At 65.6% G+C, this 17,441-nt stretch carries 15 protein-coding genes and 1 tRNA gene; 7 read left to right on the top strand and 9 right to left on the bottom strand.

What is annotated here, in order from left to right; genetic code table 11:
* Nucleotides 1-180: 180 nt before the first annotated feature.
* The 5 genes from CWO91_RS07455 to mobB form a co-directional block, all read right to left on the bottom strand.
* Nucleotides 181-2,205 (bottom strand): sensor histidine kinase, encoded by a 2,025-nt coding sequence (locus CWO91_RS07455; protein WP_130212887.1) that lies wholly within the window; start codon nucleotides 2,203-2,205, stop codon nucleotides 181-183.
* Nucleotides 2,198-3,631 (bottom strand): sigma-54-dependent transcriptional regulator, encoded by a 1,434-nt coding sequence (locus CWO91_RS07450; protein WP_091884263.1) that lies wholly within the window; start codon nucleotides 3,629-3,631, stop codon nucleotides 2,198-2,200. The genes CWO91_RS07455 and CWO91_RS07450 overlap by 8 nt, the downstream gene beginning before the upstream one ends.
* 125 nt (nucleotides 3,632-3,756) lie before the next feature.
* Entirely contained in the window at nucleotides 3,757-3,990 is a 234-nt protein-coding gene (locus tag CWO91_RS07445) for a sulfurtransferase TusA family protein (RefSeq protein ID WP_028142272.1), read from the bottom strand.
* Nucleotides 3,991-4,035: 45 nt separating this feature from the next.
* The gene (locus CWO91_RS07440) at nucleotides 4,036-5,292 is read right to left on the bottom strand and encodes a molybdopterin molybdotransferase MoeA (RefSeq protein ID WP_130212886.1); all 1,257 of its coding nucleotides are present in this window, start codon (nucleotides 5,290-5,292) and stop codon (nucleotides 4,036-4,038) included.
* Between the two features lie 9 nt (nucleotides 5,293-5,301).
* A complete protein-coding gene (mobB, locus tag CWO91_RS07435) occupies nucleotides 5,302-5,829 on the bottom strand; it encodes a molybdopterin-guanine dinucleotide biosynthesis protein B (protein WP_130212885.1) in 528 nt (175 codons plus the stop codon).
* 244 nt (nucleotides 5,830-6,073) lie between these two features.
* Here mobB and CWO91_RS07430 point away from each other — a divergent pair, with 244 nt between their 5' ends.
* The 3 genes from CWO91_RS07430 to CWO91_RS07420 all read left to right on the top strand — a co-directional run bounded on the left by CWO91_RS07430 (nucleotide 6,074) and on the right by CWO91_RS07420 (nucleotide 7,907).
* Nucleotides 6,074-6,964 carry a formate dehydrogenase accessory sulfurtransferase FdhD gene (locus CWO91_RS07430; protein WP_130212884.1) on the top strand — a complete coding sequence of 297 codons (891 nt, stop codon included), beginning with the start codon at nucleotides 6,074-6,076 and terminating at the stop codon, nucleotides 6,962-6,964.
* Nucleotides 6,951-7,601: a molybdenum cofactor guanylyltransferase MobA gene (gene mobA / locus CWO91_RS07425; protein WP_130212936.1), complete on the top strand. Its 651-nt coding sequence runs from the start codon at nucleotides 6,951-6,953 to the stop codon at nucleotides 7,599-7,601. Before CWO91_RS07430 ends, mobA begins: the two co-directional genes overlap by 14 nt.
* An 87-nt stretch (nucleotides 7,602-7,688) precedes the next feature.
* Nucleotides 7,689-7,907, top strand: a complete 219-nt coding sequence (locus tag CWO91_RS07420) for a hypothetical protein (protein WP_130212883.1) — start codon at nucleotides 7,689-7,691, stop codon at nucleotides 7,905-7,907.
* 19 nt (nucleotides 7,908-7,926) lie between these two features.
* Here CWO91_RS07420 and CWO91_RS07415 read toward each other — a convergent pair whose 3' ends face one another.
* The 3 genes from CWO91_RS07415 to CWO91_RS07405 are packed head-to-tail and all read right to left on the bottom strand — an operon-like array spanning nucleotide 7,927 to nucleotide 11,884.
* Nucleotides 7,927-9,876 (bottom strand): molybdopterin biosynthesis protein, encoded by a 1,950-nt coding sequence (locus tag CWO91_RS07415; RefSeq protein ID WP_165405286.1) that lies wholly within the window; start codon nucleotides 9,874-9,876, stop codon nucleotides 7,927-7,929.
* A 13-nt stretch (nucleotides 9,877-9,889) separates the two neighbouring features.
* A complete protein-coding gene (locus tag CWO91_RS07410; RefSeq protein ID WP_130212881.1) occupies nucleotides 9,890-10,996 on the bottom strand; it encodes a molybdopterin-binding protein in 1,107 nt (368 codons plus the stop codon).
* A 54-nt stretch (nucleotides 10,997-11,050) separates the two neighbouring features.
* Nucleotides 11,051-11,884 (bottom strand): substrate-binding domain-containing protein, encoded by an 834-nt coding sequence (locus tag CWO91_RS07405; protein WP_130212880.1) that lies wholly within the window; start codon nucleotides 11,882-11,884, stop codon nucleotides 11,051-11,053.
* Nucleotides 11,885-12,153: 269 nt separating this feature from the next.
* Here CWO91_RS07405 and CWO91_RS07400 point away from each other — a divergent pair, with 269 nt between their 5' ends.
* Both CWO91_RS07400 and CWO91_RS07395 read left to right on the top strand, forming a co-directional pair.
* Nucleotides 12,154-13,047: a helix-turn-helix transcriptional regulator gene (locus CWO91_RS07400; RefSeq protein ID WP_130212879.1), complete on the top strand. Its 894-nt coding sequence runs from the start codon at nucleotides 12,154-12,156 to the stop codon at nucleotides 13,045-13,047.
* Nucleotides 13,048-13,158: 111 nt separating this feature from the next.
* Nucleotides 13,159-14,370 carry an ABC transporter substrate-binding protein gene (locus tag CWO91_RS07395; protein WP_130212878.1) on the top strand — a complete coding sequence of 404 codons (1,212 nt, stop codon included), beginning with the start codon at nucleotides 13,159-13,161 and terminating at the stop codon, nucleotides 14,368-14,370.
* Nucleotides 14,371-14,502: 132 nt separating this feature from the next.
* Here the strand turns inward: CWO91_RS07395 and CWO91_RS07390 are convergent, their stop codons facing one another.
* Nucleotides 14,503-15,465, bottom strand: coding sequence for a TAXI family TRAP transporter solute-binding subunit (locus tag CWO91_RS07390; protein WP_130212877.1), 963 nt, complete (start codon nucleotides 15,463-15,465; stop codon nucleotides 14,503-14,505).
* A gap of 106 nt (nucleotides 15,466-15,571) precedes the next feature.
* On the opposite strand from CWO91_RS07390, the gene CWO91_RS07385 reads away from it, so the two are divergent.
* Nucleotides 15,572-16,546, top strand: coding sequence for a Bug family tripartite tricarboxylate transporter substrate binding protein (locus tag CWO91_RS07385; RefSeq protein WP_128956408.1), 975 nt, complete (start codon nucleotides 15,572-15,574; stop codon nucleotides 16,544-16,546).
* Between the two features lie 358 nt (nucleotides 16,547-16,904).
* Nucleotides 16,905-16,980: transfer RNA gene (locus tag CWO91_RS07380), tRNA-Ile, on the top strand.
* Nucleotides 16,981-17,441: the final 461 nt, after the last annotated feature.

Genomic DNA, 17,441 nt, shown 5'->3' with positions numbered 1-17,441 from the left:
CCCTTCGCCTCGCAAGCAGCGTTGCTGTGACGGCTATCGCGCCCTCATCCCCCTCAACACCCTGTCCTGACATGAGCAACGTACGTGCCAGAAGTCGCATCGTGACAATTCAACGACTTCCCGCAGCGCAATGTGCTGCGCCGGACAGAATGTCCCGAGATCCTCGGACAAAATGTCCAATCAGGTCGCTTCCGGCAGCCACACCGTGAATGTACTCCCGGAACCGACGCGGCTTTCGGCCGTGATCTGTCCGCCCTGGCGCTTGATCAGCGTCTGGCTGATGGAGAGGCCGAGTCCGGTGCCTTGCCGCCGTTTCGTGGTGTAGAAGGGGTCGAATATCTTTTCGATCACCTCGGCGCTCATGCCGATGCCGGTGTCGGCGACCTCGATGGCGACGCCTTGATGGCCGTCGCGCTCGGCATCGAAGGAGCGGAGCGTCAGGGTTCCGCCTTCCGGCATGGCGTGGATCGCGTTGACGATGAGATTGACCAGGACCTGCTGCAGCTCGTTGCGGTTCATCAGCACGAGCCGGTTGGCGCGGTCGTCCCTGACCACGGCGATCTCGGTCTTGTTCAGAAGATGCTGCACCAACGGCAGACAGTCGGAGATGACGCTCGCCGGCGCATGGCGCTCGACATAGCCGGCATATTCCTCCGGCCTTGCAAACTGCAACAGCTTGGTCACGATCTGGCTAATGCGGTGAATCTGCTCGTCGAGCAGGCGAAACTCGACCTTCGCCTTGTCGGCATCGGCCCCGAACACGCTGCGGATGACGTCGAGATTGCCCTGCATCACCGCGATCGGATTGTTGATCTCGTGCGCAACGCCGGCGGTGATCTCGCCGATCGCAGCCAGCTTCTCGGACATAATGAGCTGCTTGGTGGTTGCCTCGAGCTTAAGATTGGCGTGCTCGAGGTCCCGGGTGCGCTCCCGCACGCGGACGTTCAGTTCCTCATTCCACTCCCGGAGCTGTCGGTCGCGTTCCTGGATCTGGTCGAGCAGGCTGTCGAGATGAACCGCGACGCGGCCGATCTCGTCACCCAACACCGGCATCTTGGTGCGGGCGGAGAGGTTCCCGCGCTCCACCTCGGCGATCGTCGCTGTGACGCGCTCCAGCGGCATGAAGATGGAGCTCGCCCAGCGCAGGAAGATTGGTACGGTCGCTGCGGTGATCGCGATGAACGCTGCGATGATGATTATCAATGTCTGGTATTTGGCTTCGCTGAACGGCTTCTCCAGAAAGCCGACATAGAGCATGCCGACCCGCTTGCCATAACTGTCGACCAGCGGCTCGTAGGCGGAGATATACCAGTCATTGACCACGAAGGCGCTGTCGAGCCAGGTCCGCCCCTCGCCCAGCACGGCGGAGCGCACCGCCGCCGACACGCGCGTGCCGAGCGCGCGCCGTCCCTCGAACAGACGGACGTTGGTCGATATCCGCACGTCGTCCAGGAACAGCGTCGCAGTGCCCTGGCTGCCCTCCGGCAGGCTCGCCGCGCGATAGACGAGATCGTTGATCGTGTCGATGAATTCGAGATTCTGGTTGAGCAGCGTGCCGCCGACCAGCGCAGCGGCGCCACCGTCAGGTAGCACCGCCCGGCTCGCCGCATGCACGACCATGCCGCGCGTCTCCGTGTTGCGGTCGGTCGGCACCGCGTTCGGGGTCGGCACGAGGTCCAATCGCGCGCGCTCAGCCAGGGCCGGCGAAATTGCGGCGAGCTCGTCATTGCCGAAAATGTCGACGCCCGTCGCAGGGACCTGGCCCGACAGCGCCGACATGATGATCGGCCAGTCACTTCTCGGTCGATGCTGCAGCGGCGGCGATGAGGCCAGGACGTCGCCGCGACCGTTGGTCAGATACAGGAAATCGAGACCGATTTCCTTGCGGGTCTCGTCGAGCAGATCCTGCAGGGAGCCGCGCGCATCCGGCGCCAGCACCTCGTGGAAGCGGGCCGACAGGCTGAGCGCCCGGAGCTGGACGCCGGTCTTTTCCAGGATGCGGGCGAGATATTGGTGGGCGATGGTGAGATCGCCGTTGACCTTGGAGATCAGGGTCGCGTCGAATTTCGCGTTCCAGCGATAGATCGCAACGCCGAGCAGGAGCGGCAGGATGACCAGCATCGGCAGCAGCGCGATGGCGAGCAGCCGGAAGCGGACGGAGCGTCCCCGCACGGGCTCGCCGCTGCGGCCGGCAGCATCAGACATCCCACAACGCGCATTTGCGGTCGATGGTCTTGCGCGAGATACCGAGGCGACGCGCCGCCTCCTCGCGATTGCCATTGACCTCCTTCAGCACGCCGAGAATGTGACGGCGCTCGAGCTCCGCGAGACTGTCGGCAGGCGCCGACTGACCGTTGTTGCGGGGACCGGCGAAATCGTCGGGGAAGGCGCCGAGGATCAGCGTGCGCTCGATCAAATTGCGCAGCTCGCGCACATTGCCCGGCCAGTCATAGCTTGCGAGCGCCGCCCGCACCGAGGCGTCGATCGGCACCGGCGGCATGCCGAGCTGAGCCGACAGCTTGCTCATGAAGATGGCGGCAAGCTCCTGCACGTCATCGCCGCGATCCTTCAGGAGCGGCAGGCGGATCTGCATCACGTTGAGCCGGTAGAACAGATCGGCTCGGAAACGGCCCTTCTCGACCTCCTTCTGAAGCTCGGCATTGGTTGCGAAGATGAAGCGAAGGTCGACCGGAACTTCACGCTCGGAGCCAACCGGACGGACGCGGCGGTCTTCGAGCACGCGGAGCAGCTTGCTCTGCATCGGCAGCGGCAGCTCCCCGATCTCGTCGAGGAACAGCGTGCCGCCATGCGCATACAGGAATAAGCCCTCGCGCCCCGAATCGGCGCCGGTGAAGGCGCCCTTGATGTGTCCGAACAGCTCGGCCTCGATCATCTCGGGCGGGATCGCCGCGCAATTCACGGGCACGAAGGGCTTGTCGGCGCGGTCGGACAGCGAGTGGATCGAGCGCGCTGCCACTTCCTTGCCGGTGCCGGATTCGCCGGTGAGGAGAACCGAGGTCGGCAGGCGCGCGACCCGCGCGATGGTCTCGCGTACGCGCAGCGTCGCTGCCGATTGTCCAATCAGATTGTCGCGCAGAAAGGTGCGGTCGGACGAGGCACGCAGAGCATAGCGCAGGACATAGTTCTCGCGCTGGAGGCGGACACGGTCGAGGCATCGTGCCACCGCGTTGAGGATCTGGTTGGAGCGGAACGGCTTGAGCACGAAATCGGCCGCACCGGCGCGCAGGGCCTGGATCGCGGTGTCGAGGTCGGCATAGGCGGTGATGAGGATGGCGTCGGCGAAAAAGCCGACGGCGCGCTGCTCGGCGAGCCAATCGACGCCATTCTTGCCTGGCATGATGTTATCGAGAATGACGACGTCGTAGCGGTTGGAATCGAGCTTGCGCGAGGCCTGGTCGGTATCGGCTGCCTCGTCCACCAACTTGCAGCGCGGCGCAAGCGTGCGCACCAGGAAATTGCGCATGCCCGGCTCGTCGTCGACGATCAGGATGGAGGCCTGGGCCAGCGCGCCGAACTCCGGCCCTGCAGCCGTCTTGCCGAGCTTGACGGCAGGCTCGCGGCCCACCGCGGGACTCGCGGCTGCGCTTGCCCTCGGCGTTGAGAAAGTCATGCCCGATGTCTTAGGTTTGAGATCATCCACCGCAATATTCGGCGCCTTTCGCACTGCAGCGAAGCTTCGGCCGTCCCCCGCAGGCGCAGCATAGTCAAACGTCGCCGCCGTGAACATTCGCCTTTCTACGGGGCGTCGCTCTTTTCGACCAGGAATACGATGCGCGCCTCGTTGCGCTCGGTGATCTCGACCTTGTCGCCGGTCTCGCGAATCAGATTCGGAATGTCAATCACCGACAAGGGATCGGTGCAGTGCACTTCGAGTTGATCGCCAGGCTGCAACGGCTTTAGCGCCTTGCGCGTCTTCAGAGCAGGTAACGGGCATTTCAGCCCGGTGAGATCGAGCGTCGTTCGGGTCATGGGCGCAACATGGCGGGATGAGGCGATGGCGTCAACGCAACCGCGTCAGCGCAGAACGGCGTAGGGTAGGAAACCTACGCTGTGCCCCGGCTCGACGCCCGTGACGCTTTCGGCGAGTTCGACCAAGCCGTCGGTCTCGATCAGCGACGACAACAGCCCAGCGCCTTCCCGCGGGAACTTGATCGCCTCGAGCATGCCGTCCTCTCCGCGCCGCAAGGAGACGCGAACATATTCGCGCCGGCCCGCCTTCTTCTTGTAAGTGAACGCGGCGCGTACAGGGATCGAAGTCAGCGGCTCCGGCAGGCTGCCGGCGAGCGCCAGCACCGTCGGCCGCACCACATGGACGAAGGTGACGAAGCTCGCAACGGGATTGCCGGGCAATCCGATCAGCGGCGTGCCGTCGATGATGCCCATCGCCACGGGACGGCCGGGCTTGATCGCCATCCGCCACAGCACCAGCGAGCCGATGCTCTCGACCGCCGCCTTGACGTGATCCTCCTCCCCGGTCGAGACGCCACCGGTGGTGAGGATCAGGTCATGGCTGCCTGCGACCTGCTTCAGGCCGTTCGCAAGCGACGTCCGTTCGTCGCGCAAGATACCGAGATCGCTGACCTCGCAGCCGAGCCGGCGCAGCATCGCCATCAGCATGAAGCGGTTGGAATCGAACAGTTGCGAGGCTGCGCGCGGCTCGCCGGGCGAGGCCAGTTCGTCACCGGTCGAGAACACCGCGACACGGATGCGCCTGACGACATCGAGGCTGCTCAGGCCGAAAGCGGCGGCGAGGGCAACGTGCTGCGGCCGCAAGCGCTGGCCGGCGCGCAGCGCGACGTACCCTTCGGGAATGTCCTCGCCCGCAGGGCGGACATTGGCACCCGGCTTCAGTCCCGGCGGCAGCACCACCTTGCCGGACTTATCGATGCGGACATCTTCCTGCATGAAGACCGTTTCGGCATCCGGCGGCAGCGGCGCGCCCGTGAAGATGCGCGCGGCGTGGCCGGGCTTGATCGGCGCCTGCGCAAGACCGCCGGCCTGGATGCGGCCGTCGAGCGGCAGCGCCTGCTCCGTGCTTTGCGGAAGATCCGCGTTGCGGACGGCGTAACCATCGACGGCCGAGTTGGTGAAGGGCGGCAGCGGCAAAGGCGCTGCGATATCGCGCTCCAGTACGCGCCCGTCCGCGTCAACGAGCGCAACCGTTTCGAGATCAGTGATCGCATTGACGCGCGTGGTGATCAAGCCAACGGCCTCGTCCACCGACATCATCGGGCCGCCGAAGGCAAAGCAATCGTCCGATAGTTGCGCCATGGTGCCTCGTCAGCGCATCGCGGCGCTTTTCGCCACCGCTTCCTCGACCGGCATCGCCGCGCGCAGCAACAATGCCGCCGCGGCCGGAATATCGTCGAGATGGACAGTCGGCAGCCGGGTGTCAACCGCGACGTCGGCGACAATGCCGGCAATGCCGGGATCGTCTGGAAACAGCAGTGGCTTGCCATTGGCGCCGCGATGCACCTCGATCTTGCGATGTGGCTCGCGCTTAAAACCTTCGACCACGACCAGATCGACCGCGGACAGCTTGCCCAAGAGTTCCGGCAGCCGCGGCTCCGCCGCGCCGCGCAATTCGTGCATCAGGGCCCAGCGGTTCGCCGACGAAACCAGCACCTCAGCCGCGCCGGCCTCGCGATGGCGCCAGGAATCCTTGCCGGGCACGTCGACGTCGAACTGGTGATGCGCATGCTTGATCACGGAAACGCGCAGGCCTTGCGCGTTGAAATGCGGGATCAGCCGCGTCAACAGCGTGGTCTTGCCCGCCCCACTCCAGCCTGCAAGGCCGATGACTTTCATTCCAGCTCCGTCTCCGCGAGCAACCTGGTCCTTGATGGAACCACCGTCCCCTCCCCGTCATTGCGAGCGGAGCGAAGCAATCCAGACTGTCGCCGCGGGTGCATTCCTGGATTGCTTCGCGGACCCTGTCATCGGGCCGCGCTTCGCGCGGACCCGTTGGCTCGCAATGACGACGGCGGCATTTCGTTGTCTCCCCGCCATGCTTATATCGGCTTGACCCGAATGTCATGCTAACGTCGCAACCATGATGAAGATCGACAAGACCCCGGTGCCCCTGATCGTCCCTGACACGGACGACCCGCGCCTGACCCAAAGCGTGACCGGGACCGACCAGACCGGCGCCAGGGTCGAGATCAAGGTGCCGATGGAGCGGCCGCTGACGCTCTACCTGAATTCGCAGGAGATCGTCACCATGATGACGATCGGCGACTATCCGGAATATCTGGCGCTCGGTTACCTGCTGAACCAGAACATGCTGAAATATAATGACGCGGTCACCGAGGTCGAATACGACGACGACCTCCAGGTGGTCGTGGTGCGCACCACGCACCACACCAATTTCGAGGCCAAGCTGAAGAAGCGCACGCAGACCTCGGGCTGCGCACAGGGCACCGCCTTCGGCGACCTGCTGGAAGCGGTCGAGAGCGTCGCACTGCCGAAGGCGGAGCTGCGCACCTCCTGGCTCTACCAGATGACCCAGACCATCAACACGATGCCCTCGCTCTATCTGGAGGCCGGCGCGATCCATGGCTGCGTGCTGTGCAAGGAGGGCACCCCGCTCTGCTACACCGAGGACGTCGGCCGCCACAACGCGGTCGACAAGATCGCGGGCTGGATGTACCGCCACGGCGTCGAGCCTGGCGACAAGATCCTCTACACCACGGGACGCCTCACCTCGGAGATGGTGATCAAGACTGTGCGCATGGGCATTCCGATTCTGGTGTCGCGCTCCGGCTTCACCGCCTGGGGCGTCGATCTCGCAAGGCAGGTCGGGCTGACGCTGATCGGGCGCACGCGTGGAAAGCGCTTCATCGCGCTCGCGGGCGAAGACCGCATCGTCTACGACCAGAACCTCGCTTACGTCGAGGAGGAATCGGCCAAGCACAAGCGCAAGGGTGAAGGTGGTGACGACTAGTTTTCCGGCCACGAGCATTCCGCCGACTCTTGGCGTGCTACTCGCCGGCGGTCTCGCCCGCCGCATGGGCGGGGGCGACAAGCCGATGCGCAGCATCGGCGGCCGCACCATCCTGGAGCGTGTGATCGCGCGGCTTTCACCCCAATGCAGCGGACTGATCCTCAATGCCAACGGCGATCCCGCACGCTTCGCCGCATTCGGTTTGCAGGTGGTCGCCGACGACGTGCCCGGCTTTCCCGGCCCGCTCGCCGGCATCCTCGCCGCGCTCGACTGGGCCGCGGCTAACCGGCCGGAGATAGAGTGGGTGCTCAGCGCCGCCGGCGACTGTCCCTTCCTGCCGCGCGATCTGGTCGCCCGCCTACATGAGGCGCGAGCGCGCGAGAACGCGCAGCTCGCGGTCGCCGCATCGGGCGATCAGTCGCATCCGGTGATCGGGCTGTGGCGCGTGGACCTGCGTGAGGAGCTCCGCCACGCACTCGTCGTCGAGGATCTACGCAAGATCGACCGCTGGACCGCGCGCTATCCGCTGGCGACGGTGACGTGGCCGACCGAGCCGCTCGACCCGTTCTTCAATGCCAATACCGTCGAGGACATCGTCGAGGCCGAGCGGCTGGCGGCGCTCGATGATGCATCTTAGCTGGCGGCCGCCATCCGCATTCATGGATCGTTGAACCGGACCGGGCAAGGGAGCGACCAAGGATCGGGACGTTGCCCCGGATGAGCCATGGCCGACTCGCTCTTGAATGCCGTATTCGACGTCGTCGATTTCGCGTTCGATCTCTCGGACGCGATCGATCGCACGAAACAGCTGAGCAAGCCTGACATCGTCGAGGTCCCGCCGGACCCGAAGCCGCTGCCGCCCGCAGCGCAGCGTGCGCTCGCCGAAGCCGAGGAACGCGAGCGCACCGCTCAGGCCGCCAGCGGCACCGACCAGGCGTCGTAGCCGTAGACCCAGCTGGTATCTACGCGGGCCGGAAGCCCGCGCGCTCGAGTTCCGCGCGCGCGGCGTCCGAGCCGAGTGCGTCGAGAAAGGCCTGCACTGCCGGCCGGTCTTTGCGCGCCGTCACCAGCGCGAAATCATAATGCTCCTCCGCGAGCGGAATGAAACCGAGGCCGACCGCATGGGCGACCGGCGCAATGGTCATGCCCCAGTCGGCGCGGTGCTGCGCCACGGCCGCGGCCACCGCATTGTGCGAGCGCGGCTGGTTCCAATAACCTTCCGGACGCACGCCGCCGAGCAGCCGGTCGATCAGGATGCGCGTGCCGGCGCCCTGGTTGCGGTTGACCATGATGCAGGCGGGCTCAGTGAGCGCAGCCGCGACGGCGTCCTTTGCACTGAGGCCTTCGAAACGCTTGTCGCCCTTGCGGAAGACGATGCCCTGCATCCGCCGCCAGCCTGGAACGAGCTCGAGCCCCTCGACGAGATAGGGCGTGTTGTAGGTCTCGCTTTTGTCGTCGAACAGATGGATCGGCGCGAGATCGCATTCCCCGCGCCGCGCCGCCGCGAGCCCGCCGAGGCTGCCGACCGCGATCGAGCGCACGGTCAGGCCAGCATGCGCGAGCTGTGCCGTGACGAGATCGAGGCCGGTGCAATGGCTGCCGACGATGACGAGATCGGGCACGCGCACATGAGGCGTGAACAGCGTCACCTCGGCCTCGGTCCCCGCCGGCATCTGGTCGGCGAGCGCGTCGATACGCAGAAAGCCATCGGCCTGCGCGAATGACGTGATCGCACCGGACCCCTTGCCGGAGGGATAGGCGATCAAGCCATCCCTGCCCTCGACCAGCGAGACCATGACGAATTCGGTGCGGCCAAGCTCGGAGGCGATGCGCACCGGCACGGTCGCGCTGACCTTGGCATCGGAGCGCGGCGGCAGTCCGGCCATCCTGCGCAGCACCGGCACGATCATGTCATGGAAGGTGAACATCGCCGAGGTCGGAAAGCCCGGCAGGATCACCACCGGCTTGCCGTCGCAGACCGCAAGGCACAACGGCTTGCCGGGCTTGAGCGCAACGCCATGCGCGACGATGCCGGGCTGGCCGAGCCGGTCGATGATGCGGTGGGACAGGTCGCCCGCGCCTTTCGACGTGCCGCCCGACAGCACCAGCATGTCGGCATCCGCCAGCGCGCGGCGCATGGCGGCTTCGAGCTTGGCTTCATCGTCGGGAATGGCGCCGAGGAAGACCGCCTCGCCGCCGTTCTCGTCGATCGCAGCAGCGACGATCGCACCATTGGTGTCGTAGATCTCGGCGGGCGCGAGCCCCTCGCCGGGCTGCACCAATTCGTCGCCGGTGGAGATCACGGCCACAAGCGGCCTGCGCGCGACATTCACCTCGGCGATGCCGCAAGCGGCCAGCATGCCGATCTCGCGCGAGCCGATGATCGTCCCCGCACGCAGCAGCGCTTCGCCGCGCGCGATGTCGGATCCGGCATAGGAGACGAATTGCCCGGGAGACGTGGCACGACGAACCTCGATCGCATCCGCCCCTGCCGGCTGGGTGTGCTCGACCATGACGACAGCGTCGGCCCCGCGTGGCAGCGGACCGCCCGTAGCGATCGCCGTTGCGGATCCCGCCGCCACTTGCAGCGTCGGGGCTGTGCCGCAGTGGATGGTTTCATGGCTCAGGGCGAGACGAACGGGTGCACCTTCCCCCGCCGCCACGACATCGGCTGAGCGGACCGCAAAGCCGTCGACATTGGAGCGGTCGAACGGCGGAACGTCGATCGGTGCCGTGACGTCTTCGGCGAGCGCCGCACCGAGTGCATCGGCGAGCTTGCACGCTGCACTCGGAATCGACCGTGGGAACAGCGCCGCCTCGAAGCGTGCCAGCGCTTCCTCCCGCGACAGGATCTTGAGGAACTGCTCCTGTTCGAGCGCGCTGCGGTCTTGCGATCGCGGAATCATCGTCATGCCGGAACCCATATCATTCCCGCATCAGATAAGCACCGACCGGCGTGCCCGCCGCAAATCCCTCGTGGCTGGCGCGGACGAGCAGCCATGCATCGCCACGGGCGATCGCCTGGAGCGGCCATTCACCCACGGCAAGCGGCATCCACGCATGATGTTCCTCGGCGAGCAGGGCCACTTCTGCGATGCCGACGCCGGATGCGATCTTGCGTGCGAGCGGCAAGCTTACCTGTCGGCGTGGCCGGCGCGCCGACAGGCGGTCGATGAGCGGCAGCGCGAGCGCGAGCCAGGCCGCGAGCGCATGATCGGGCGAGCCGGGCAAGGCGACAACGGGAACACGCGCGAGCCGACCGACCGCAGCGGTCCGTCCAGGCTGGAGCGCAACGCCATGGGCGAGCACCTCGCCGCGCCGGGCCAGCGCCGCGACAGCTGCATCCCGGCGGCCGACGCCACTGCCGCCGACGGTCAGCAGCAGGTCGCAGGAGGACGCATCGAGCGCCTCGGCAATCGATGCTTCATCGCCTGCGCCGGCCTCATACGTCTCCACATCCAGCCCCGCCGCGCGCGCGATCTCGGCGATCATCTGCGCCGTCGTCGTTGCGCCCGGCACATTGACGATGCGCAGCCGCGGCCGCCGCACGCTGAGCTTTTCCAGGCCCGCAATGCGCGCGATCAGGAGATCAGCCGCACCGACGGGATATCCCTCGGCGCCGGCGGGCGTGCGCGCGGCGACGTCGCTTCCGGCGCGCCTGACGCCCTGCCCCGGCACGGCCTCTGCCAGCACCTGGGCCAGCGGACCTGATACCTCGACCGCGCCGGCATCGAGCACGCAGTCGCATCCCTCCGGGATCGCGTCACCGGCATCGACCCACGCAGGAGCCATCGCCAGCGGCAGCGGCGAGTACGCAGACGCACCGACGAGATCATTGGCCGAGAGCGCCCAGCCGTCTGCGGCGGCAATGTCGCGCGGAGGATAGGCGGCAAGCAGCGGAGTGCCCACCGCGATGCAACCGATCGCTTCCGCCAGCGGCAACTCCACCGGCGCGACAGGATCGACGCCTCGCAGCAACGCGGCGAGCGCAGTGTCGAGCGGCGTGAGCGAGGACGGCAGGCGTTGGGTCATGCGCCATGATGGACCATGCATCGCCCGGTTTGGCAACCGCCGGCGCTGCGGACGTCAGCCGCCCGACCTGTCCGAATTGGGAAAGAACAGCTGCTGCCCGTCGACCTTGTAGCCGGCGATCACCGTCTGCCCCTCCGGCGAGGTCAGCCAGTCGATGAAGGTCTGCGCGAGATCTTTCTTCACGTTCGGAAACTTCTCGGGGTTCACCAGCATCACGCCGTACTGATTGAGCAGGCGCCTGTCGCCTTCGACGACGATGTCGAGATCGCCGCGATCCCTGAACGAGATCCAGCTGCCGCGGTCCGACAGCACATACGCGTTCGCGGCCCGCGCGGCGTCGAGGGCCCTCGTCATCCCCGGCCCGGCCTCGCGATACCAGGCGCCCTTGGTGCTCGCGATGTCGATGCCGGCGACGATCCAGAGCGCGAGCTCCGCGGCATGGGTGCCCGAGCGGTCACCGCGCGTCACGAATGGCGCGCCCTTGGCCTCGATCGCCTTCAGCGCGGTCGCGATGTCCTTGCCCTTCACGCCCGCGGGATCACTCTTCGGCCCGATCAGCACATAGTCGTTGTACATCACGTCGAGGCGCTTCACGCCAAAGCCGTCGGCGACGAATTTCTCCTCCTGCGGCCGCGCATGAATCAGCACGACGTCGACCTCGCCCCGTCGCGCCCCGTCGAGCACTTCGTCGGCGCGCCGCGCGATCACCGTCACGTCGATGCCGGTCTTCGCGCGGAAGATCGGCAGCAGATAATCGAGCAGGCCGGACTCCTGCGTCGCCGTCGTCGTGGCGAGCACGATGCCGCGCTCCTCCGCGGATGACGCCGCAACGCCCGCGGCAAGGCCGCAGAGAAGCGCGAATGCAACGGAAAGGCAGCGGACGGCCATGATAAGGGTTCCCCTTGGCTGTGACGGGATCATGATGATGATCGATTGCGCCGCACTCGTGACGCCATCTGCTGCTTGCACTCCCACTCGGGAAATTTCGGCAAAGCGCGAGCGCTTTGGGATCGTTCACCAAAGCAGAAATCGCGCGCGAGGATGTGTTGCAAAGCAGCGAGATGATCGGGCATGGTTCCCGCGGACACGAATTGAAATGCAGAATTCCACCTGCGTCGAACGTCAAAAAGAAGCAAGAATTTGCATAGGAATGCAGGATGGAATTCCTGACGACCAGCGAAGCCGCCGACTATCTTCGGCTCGGCGAACGCAAGCTTTACGAACTCGTCACCACCGGTGCGATCCCCTGCACCAAGGTGACCGGGAAGTGGCTCTTCCCGCGGCACGAACTTGATCTCTGGGTGCTGTCGGGACTGGCGCGCCCGGCCGGCATGCTGATCGCGGAGCCGCCGCCGGTCGTCGGCGGCAGCCAGGACGAGCTCTTGGCTTGGAGCCTGCGCGAATCCGGCTCTGGGCTCGGATCGATGAGCGAGGGCAGCGCGCGCGGGCTCGAGCGCTTGCAGCGCAACGAAGTGATGGCCGCGGCGGTGCACTTCCATGCCTTGGACGCCGCCGACAATCTCGCCGGCGATGCCAGTGTCGAGGCGCTGCGCGCAGCTCCCGACCTGCACGATGCGGTGCTGGTCGCGTTCGTGCGCCGCGAGCAGGGCCTCATGCTGCCGCACGGCAATCCCAAGCATCTGCACGACCTGTCCGACGTGCTCGCACGCGGCGCCAGGGTGGCGATGCGACCACAGGGCACGGGCGCGCAGATGCTGCTCGACGTGCTGCTCAAGCGCGCCGGCGCCTCGACGCGGGATTTGCGCCGCATTGAGACGCCAGCTCTGACCGGCCCGGACCTCGTCGAGATCGTCCGCGCCGGCCAGGCCGATTGCGGGATCGCAACGCGCGCGGCGGCGCGCTCGGCCGGGCTGGATTTCGTGCCGCTGGTCTGGGAGAACTTCGACCTCGCGATGCGGCAGCGCAGCTATTTCCGCCCCGCCATGCAGGCCGTGCTCCGGCTGCTCGGCGAAAGGCGGCTGCGGCAGCGCGCCGAGGAGCTGACCGGTTACGACCCCTCGCCGGCCGGACAGATCCGCTTCGCGGCCTGACATTGACGCCCGCACATTGACGCCCGCCCCCAAATAGTTGCAAAAGAAACCAATTCAGCCGGGCATACCCGGGCAACACCGGCCAACGAGCCGGATCAGGGGAGGAGAAGCATGAATCCAATCAGATTTGGACTGCCGGTCGCGGCCGCCTTGGCGGCGCTGCTGCCGGGTGCGGCGTCGGCGCAGGTGTCGGACAACGTCGTCAAGATCGGCGTGCTCACCGACATGAACGGCCCGGCCTCGGCACCGACCGGCCAGGGCTCGGTGACGGCGGCGCAGATGGCGATCGACGATTTCGGCGGCACCGTGCTCGGCAAGCCGATCAGCGTCGTGATCGGCGACCACCAGCTCAAGGCCGATGTCGGCGGCGCGATCGCGCGGCGCTGGTACGACGTCGACCAGGTCGATCTGATCGTCGACGTGCCGGTCTCCGCGGTCGGGCTCGCGGTGCAGAACATCGCCAACGAGAAGAAGCGGCTGTTCATCACCCACTCCACCGGCACCGCGGATTTCCACGGCAAGTTCTGCTCGCCTTACGCGATCCAATGGGTGTTCGATACCCGCGCGCTCGCGGTCGGCACGGCGGATGCGGTGGTCAAGCGCGGCGGCGACAGCTGGTTCTTCATCACCGACGACTACGCCTTCGGCCATTCGCTGGAGCGCGACGCCTCCGCCGTCGTCACCGCCAATGGCGGCAAGGTGCTGGGCTCGGTGCGGCCGCCGCTGGCAACGCCCGACCTCTCCTCCTTCGTGCTACAGGCGCAGGCCTCCAAGGCCAAGATCATCGGCATCGCCGCCGGTCCCCCCAACAACATGAACGAGATCAAGACCGGCTCGGAGTTCGGCGTGTTCAAGGGCGGCCAGCAGATGGCGGCGCTGCTGGCGCTGATCACCGACATCCACGGCCTCGGCCTGCAGGCAGCCCAAGGCCTGCTCCTGACCACGTCGTTCTATTGGGACATGGACGACAAGACCCGCGAATGGTCGAAGCGCTATTTCGCCAAGATGAACAAGATGCCGTCGATGTGGCAGGCCGGCGTCTATTCCAGCGTGATGCACTATCTCAACGCCATCAAGGAGACCGGCACCGACGATCCGCTTAAAGTGGCCGCCAAGATGCGGGAAAAGCCGATCGAGGATTTCTTCGCCCGCAACGGCCGACTACGCGAGGACAATCTGATGGTGCACGACCTCTGGCTGGTTCAGGTGAAGACGCCGGAGGAGAGCAAATATCCGTGGGACTATTACAAGATCCTCACGACGATCTCCGGCGACAAGGCGTTCGGGCCGCCGGACCCGGCGTGCGCGCTGGTGAAGAAGTGACGGGCAACGCAAGCTAGCCGCAAACGTCATGCTCGGGCTTGTCCCGGCCATCCACGTCTCGCCACGTGGACAGAAGAACGTGGATGCCCGGGACAAGCCCGGGCATGACGAGCGTGGGTGTGGTTGCGACCGTCATTTCACCACCCCGATCTCGCGAAAGTACTTCATCACGCCCGGATGGATCAGTTCCACCTTCGGCGCGGCCGCGACTGTGTTCGCGGCCGTCGTCTCGCAGGCCTGTGCAAGCTTGCTGCAGAACGTCGTCTCGGCGCCGTGCAGCGTCTTCGCGAGGCGATAGGCGACGTCATCCGGCAAATCCTCGCGCGTCAGGACAAAACTCCAGGAGCCGAGCGAAGCGATCGGCTCTGTCTGCTTCGGATAGCTATTGGCCGGCACGGTGAGCGGCTTCAGGAACGCATGCTTGGCACGGATGCGCGCGATCTCTTCCGCGTCAGGCGCGATGAAGCGTGCGCCTGACGCGCTCGATGCGACCGCGGCAAAGCCGGGCCAGCCGATGCCCGCGCCCCACAGCGCGGCGACGCGGCCGTCTTCGACCATCGCGGGGCCGTCGCCGGCGCGGTCGAGATAGACCGCCTTGAAATCCTCGTCCTGCTTGAGGCCGAGGCCATCGAGCACATAGCGCGCCAGGATCGGCAGGCCCGAGCCCTTGGCGCCGAACGCGACGGGCTGACCGACCAAATCGCGAATGGTCTTGTAGGGACTGTCCGCCCGCACCACGAACATGCCAGGGTTGGAATAGATCGCGGTGAGAATCTTCAGCGCTACCTTCGCGCGGCCGATGCCGGCGAAAGCTTCATAGGCCGGCTCGCCTGCGACCAACGCAAGATCAAGCTCGCCTTTCTCCAGTAGCGGGATGTTCTCGTTGCTGCCCTTGGTGTTGCGCGGGACGATGGTGATTTGCGGATCGGCCGCGTTCATCACCTCTGCGAAGGCGTTGCCGTAGAGCGGAAAGCCGCCGCCGGGCGTCGCAGTGCCGAGGCTGAGTGTCGTGGCCGGAATGGCGTTGCCTCCGGTTTGAGCAGCAGCGGGACTGGCGAGCAGCGCCGCGGTGATAACGATAGTCGCGAATCTCATGGTCATTTCCGCCGAGCCTGCGTCAACACCGACTTGCGACGATGTAGGCAGCAGCCCGATTTTGTGAAAGCATGCCCCCAACGACAATAGAACAATGGGAGGCGTCATGTTGCGAATTTTGCGTAATGGTGTTTTCGGGCTCGCAGTTCTTTTAGGTCTTTTCAGCGCCACACCTCCCGCCTCCGCCGCCTATCCCGACCGCCCCGTGCACTGGCTGATCGGCTTTTCCGCCGGCGGCCCGGTCGACATCGTGGCGCGGATCATGGCGCAGTGGCTGTCGGACCGTCTCGGCCAGCAATTCATCGTCGAGAACCGCACCGGCTCCGGCGGCAACATCGCGGCCGCCGCCGCGATCAACTCGCCGCCGGACGGCTACACGCTGCTGTTCGTCGCGCCCAACAACGCGATCTCGACCTCGCTCTACAAGAAGCTGCCGTTCGACTTCCTGCGCGACACCGTGCCGGTCGCGAGCATCATGCAGCTCACCAACATGCTGGTCGTCTCCAACGCGTTCCCGGCGAAGACGGTTCAGGAGTTCATCGACTACTGCAAGGCCAATCCCGGAAAGGTCTCCTTCGCCTCGTCCGGCAACGGCACCTCAGTGCACATGTCGGCCGAGCTGTTCAAGGTGATGACCAAGTGCGACATGGTGCACGTGCCCTATCGCGGCTCCGCCATCGCGTTCCCCGACATCATCTCCAACAAGGTGCAGCTGATCTTCGACAACCTGCCCTCCGCCATGGAGCAGGCGAAGGGCGGCAATGTCCGCGCGATTGGGGTGACCTCGCCGCAGCGCTGGCCGAGCGTGCCCGACGTGCCCGCGATCGCCGAGACCGTGCCGGGCTTCGAATCCGTCGGCTTCTACGGCATCTCCGCGCCGAAGGGCACGCCGCCCGAGGTGATCGAGATCCTCAACAAGGCCGTCGGCGAAGCCCTGAAAGACCCCAAGCTGGTCGCCCGCCTCGCGGAGACCGGCGGCATCCCCAAGCCGATGACCCCGGCCGAGTTCGGCAAGCTGGTCGCCGACGAGACGGAGAAGTGGCGCAAGGTGGTCGAGTTCGCCGGGGTTTCGGTGGACTAGGCGTCCCCCGTCGCGGGGGTGCGTCGCCTGCCGGGCGAGGCATTTGAGGGGGCCGACAGGCCCTCTCAACACAAAAAGTGCAAAAACAACCCCATGCACAGTAGAAGATATGAGCAATCACAGCGGGTTAGAGAAACGCAAGAGCAGGAACCGGCCGGATGACCGCATGGCCATTTGACTCGTCGGGCAAAACATTGGCAAAATGCGATTATTCCGAATCCAGCGATCATCCGACGAGCAGTGCGTGCCGCGCAGCCCCGGATTTCCGTTGACCAGAGCCGGCATTGCACCCCCGCCTCAGGCCCTGTAAACGAACCGCGCACCGTTGCCGGCCGCGCGAAGCGGCCGCCTCGCGGCGGGGCCTGTAGCTCAATGGTTAGAGCCGGCCGCTCATAACGGTCTGGTTGCAGGTTCGAGTCCTGCCGGGCCCACCAGCCTTCGCTCGCACATTATGCGGACACTTTGAAAACGACTCGATTTCCGCTTTAAGAACGACTCGATTTCGTTTTGAAAACGACTCGATCTCAGATCTCCCTGAAACGCCTGTCAAATTTCTCCTCGATTTTTTCGCCGAATTTGCGACCCGAAAAAAGTGAGGGGGTCTTTTCTCGTCGAGGGCTGTCCGCTGCATCTCCAAGGAAGATGGGTGCCGCCGATTGACCGGAGGCCCTTTTTCTTCCCAACTGACAAGAGCGGGCGGGCGCGCGGGGATCATCGTGCGGACTGGTATCGCAACCGATAGTTCAACAAGCGTATTTTTCCGCGATCTTGTCGCCAATCGAAAGCTCTTCAGCCTCCATGATTTTCAAACCGGTCTCGGTTATTTTGACAACATCGGTCACGCACGATTCAAATTTTGTCTTTTGACCTTGGGGCAGGCAAATATCCGCCCGCG

It is taken from the genome of Bradyrhizobium genosp. SA-3 (genome assembly GCF_004212635.1).
GTDB lineage: Bacteria > Pseudomonadota > Alphaproteobacteria > Rhizobiales > Xanthobacteraceae > Bradyrhizobium.
Note: the sequence above shows the minus strand (reverse complement) of the source record. Positions and strands in the feature narration are given on the sequence as shown.

Coding starts and splice junctions, on each gene's coding strand:
- CWO91_RS07385 (WP_128956408.1), top strand. CDS start 15,572: ATGTTGCGAATTTTGCGTAATGGTGTTTTCGGGCTCGCAGTTCTTTTA.
- CWO91_RS07455 (WP_130212887.1), bottom strand. CDS start 2,205: ATGTCTGATGCTGCCGGCCGCAGCGGCGAGCCCGTGCGGGGACGCTCC.
- CWO91_RS07440 (WP_130212886.1), bottom strand. CDS start 5,292: ATGGCGCAACTATCGGACGATTGCTTTGCCTTCGGCGGCCCGATGATG.
- CWO91_RS07420 (WP_130212883.1), top strand. CDS start 7,689: ATGGCCGACTCGCTCTTGAATGCCGTATTCGACGTCGTCGATTTCGCG.
- CWO91_RS07430 (WP_130212884.1), top strand. CDS start 6,074: ATGATGAAGATCGACAAGACCCCGGTGCCCCTGATCGTCCCTGACACG.
- CWO91_RS07445 (WP_028142272.1), bottom strand. CDS start 3,990: ATGACCCGAACGACGCTCGATCTCACCGGGCTGAAATGCCCGTTACCT.
- CWO91_RS07450 (WP_091884263.1), bottom strand. CDS start 3,631: ATGACTTTCTCAACGCCGAGGGCAAGCGCAGCCGCGAGTCCCGCGGTG.
- CWO91_RS07390 (WP_130212877.1), bottom strand. CDS start 15,465: ATGAGATTCGCGACTATCGTTATCACCGCGGCGCTGCTCGCCAGTCCC.
- CWO91_RS07405 (WP_130212880.1), bottom strand. CDS start 11,884: ATGGCCGTCCGCTGCCTTTCCGTTGCATTCGCGCTTCTCTGCGGCCTT.
- CWO91_RS07400 (WP_130212879.1), top strand. CDS start 12,154: ATGGAATTCCTGACGACCAGCGAAGCCGCCGACTATCTTCGGCTCGGC.
- mobB (WP_130212885.1), bottom strand. CDS start 5,829: ATGAAAGTCATCGGCCTTGCAGGCTGGAGTGGGGCGGGCAAGACCACG.
- CWO91_RS07415 (WP_165405286.1), bottom strand. CDS start 9,876: ATGACGATGATTCCGCGATCGCAAGACCGCAGCGCGCTCGAACAGGAG.
- CWO91_RS07410 (WP_130212881.1), bottom strand. CDS start 10,996: ATGACCCAACGCCTGCCGTCCTCGCTCACGCCGCTCGACACTGCGCTC.
- CWO91_RS07395 (WP_130212878.1), top strand. CDS start 13,159: ATGAATCCAATCAGATTTGGACTGCCGGTCGCGGCCGCCTTGGCGGCG.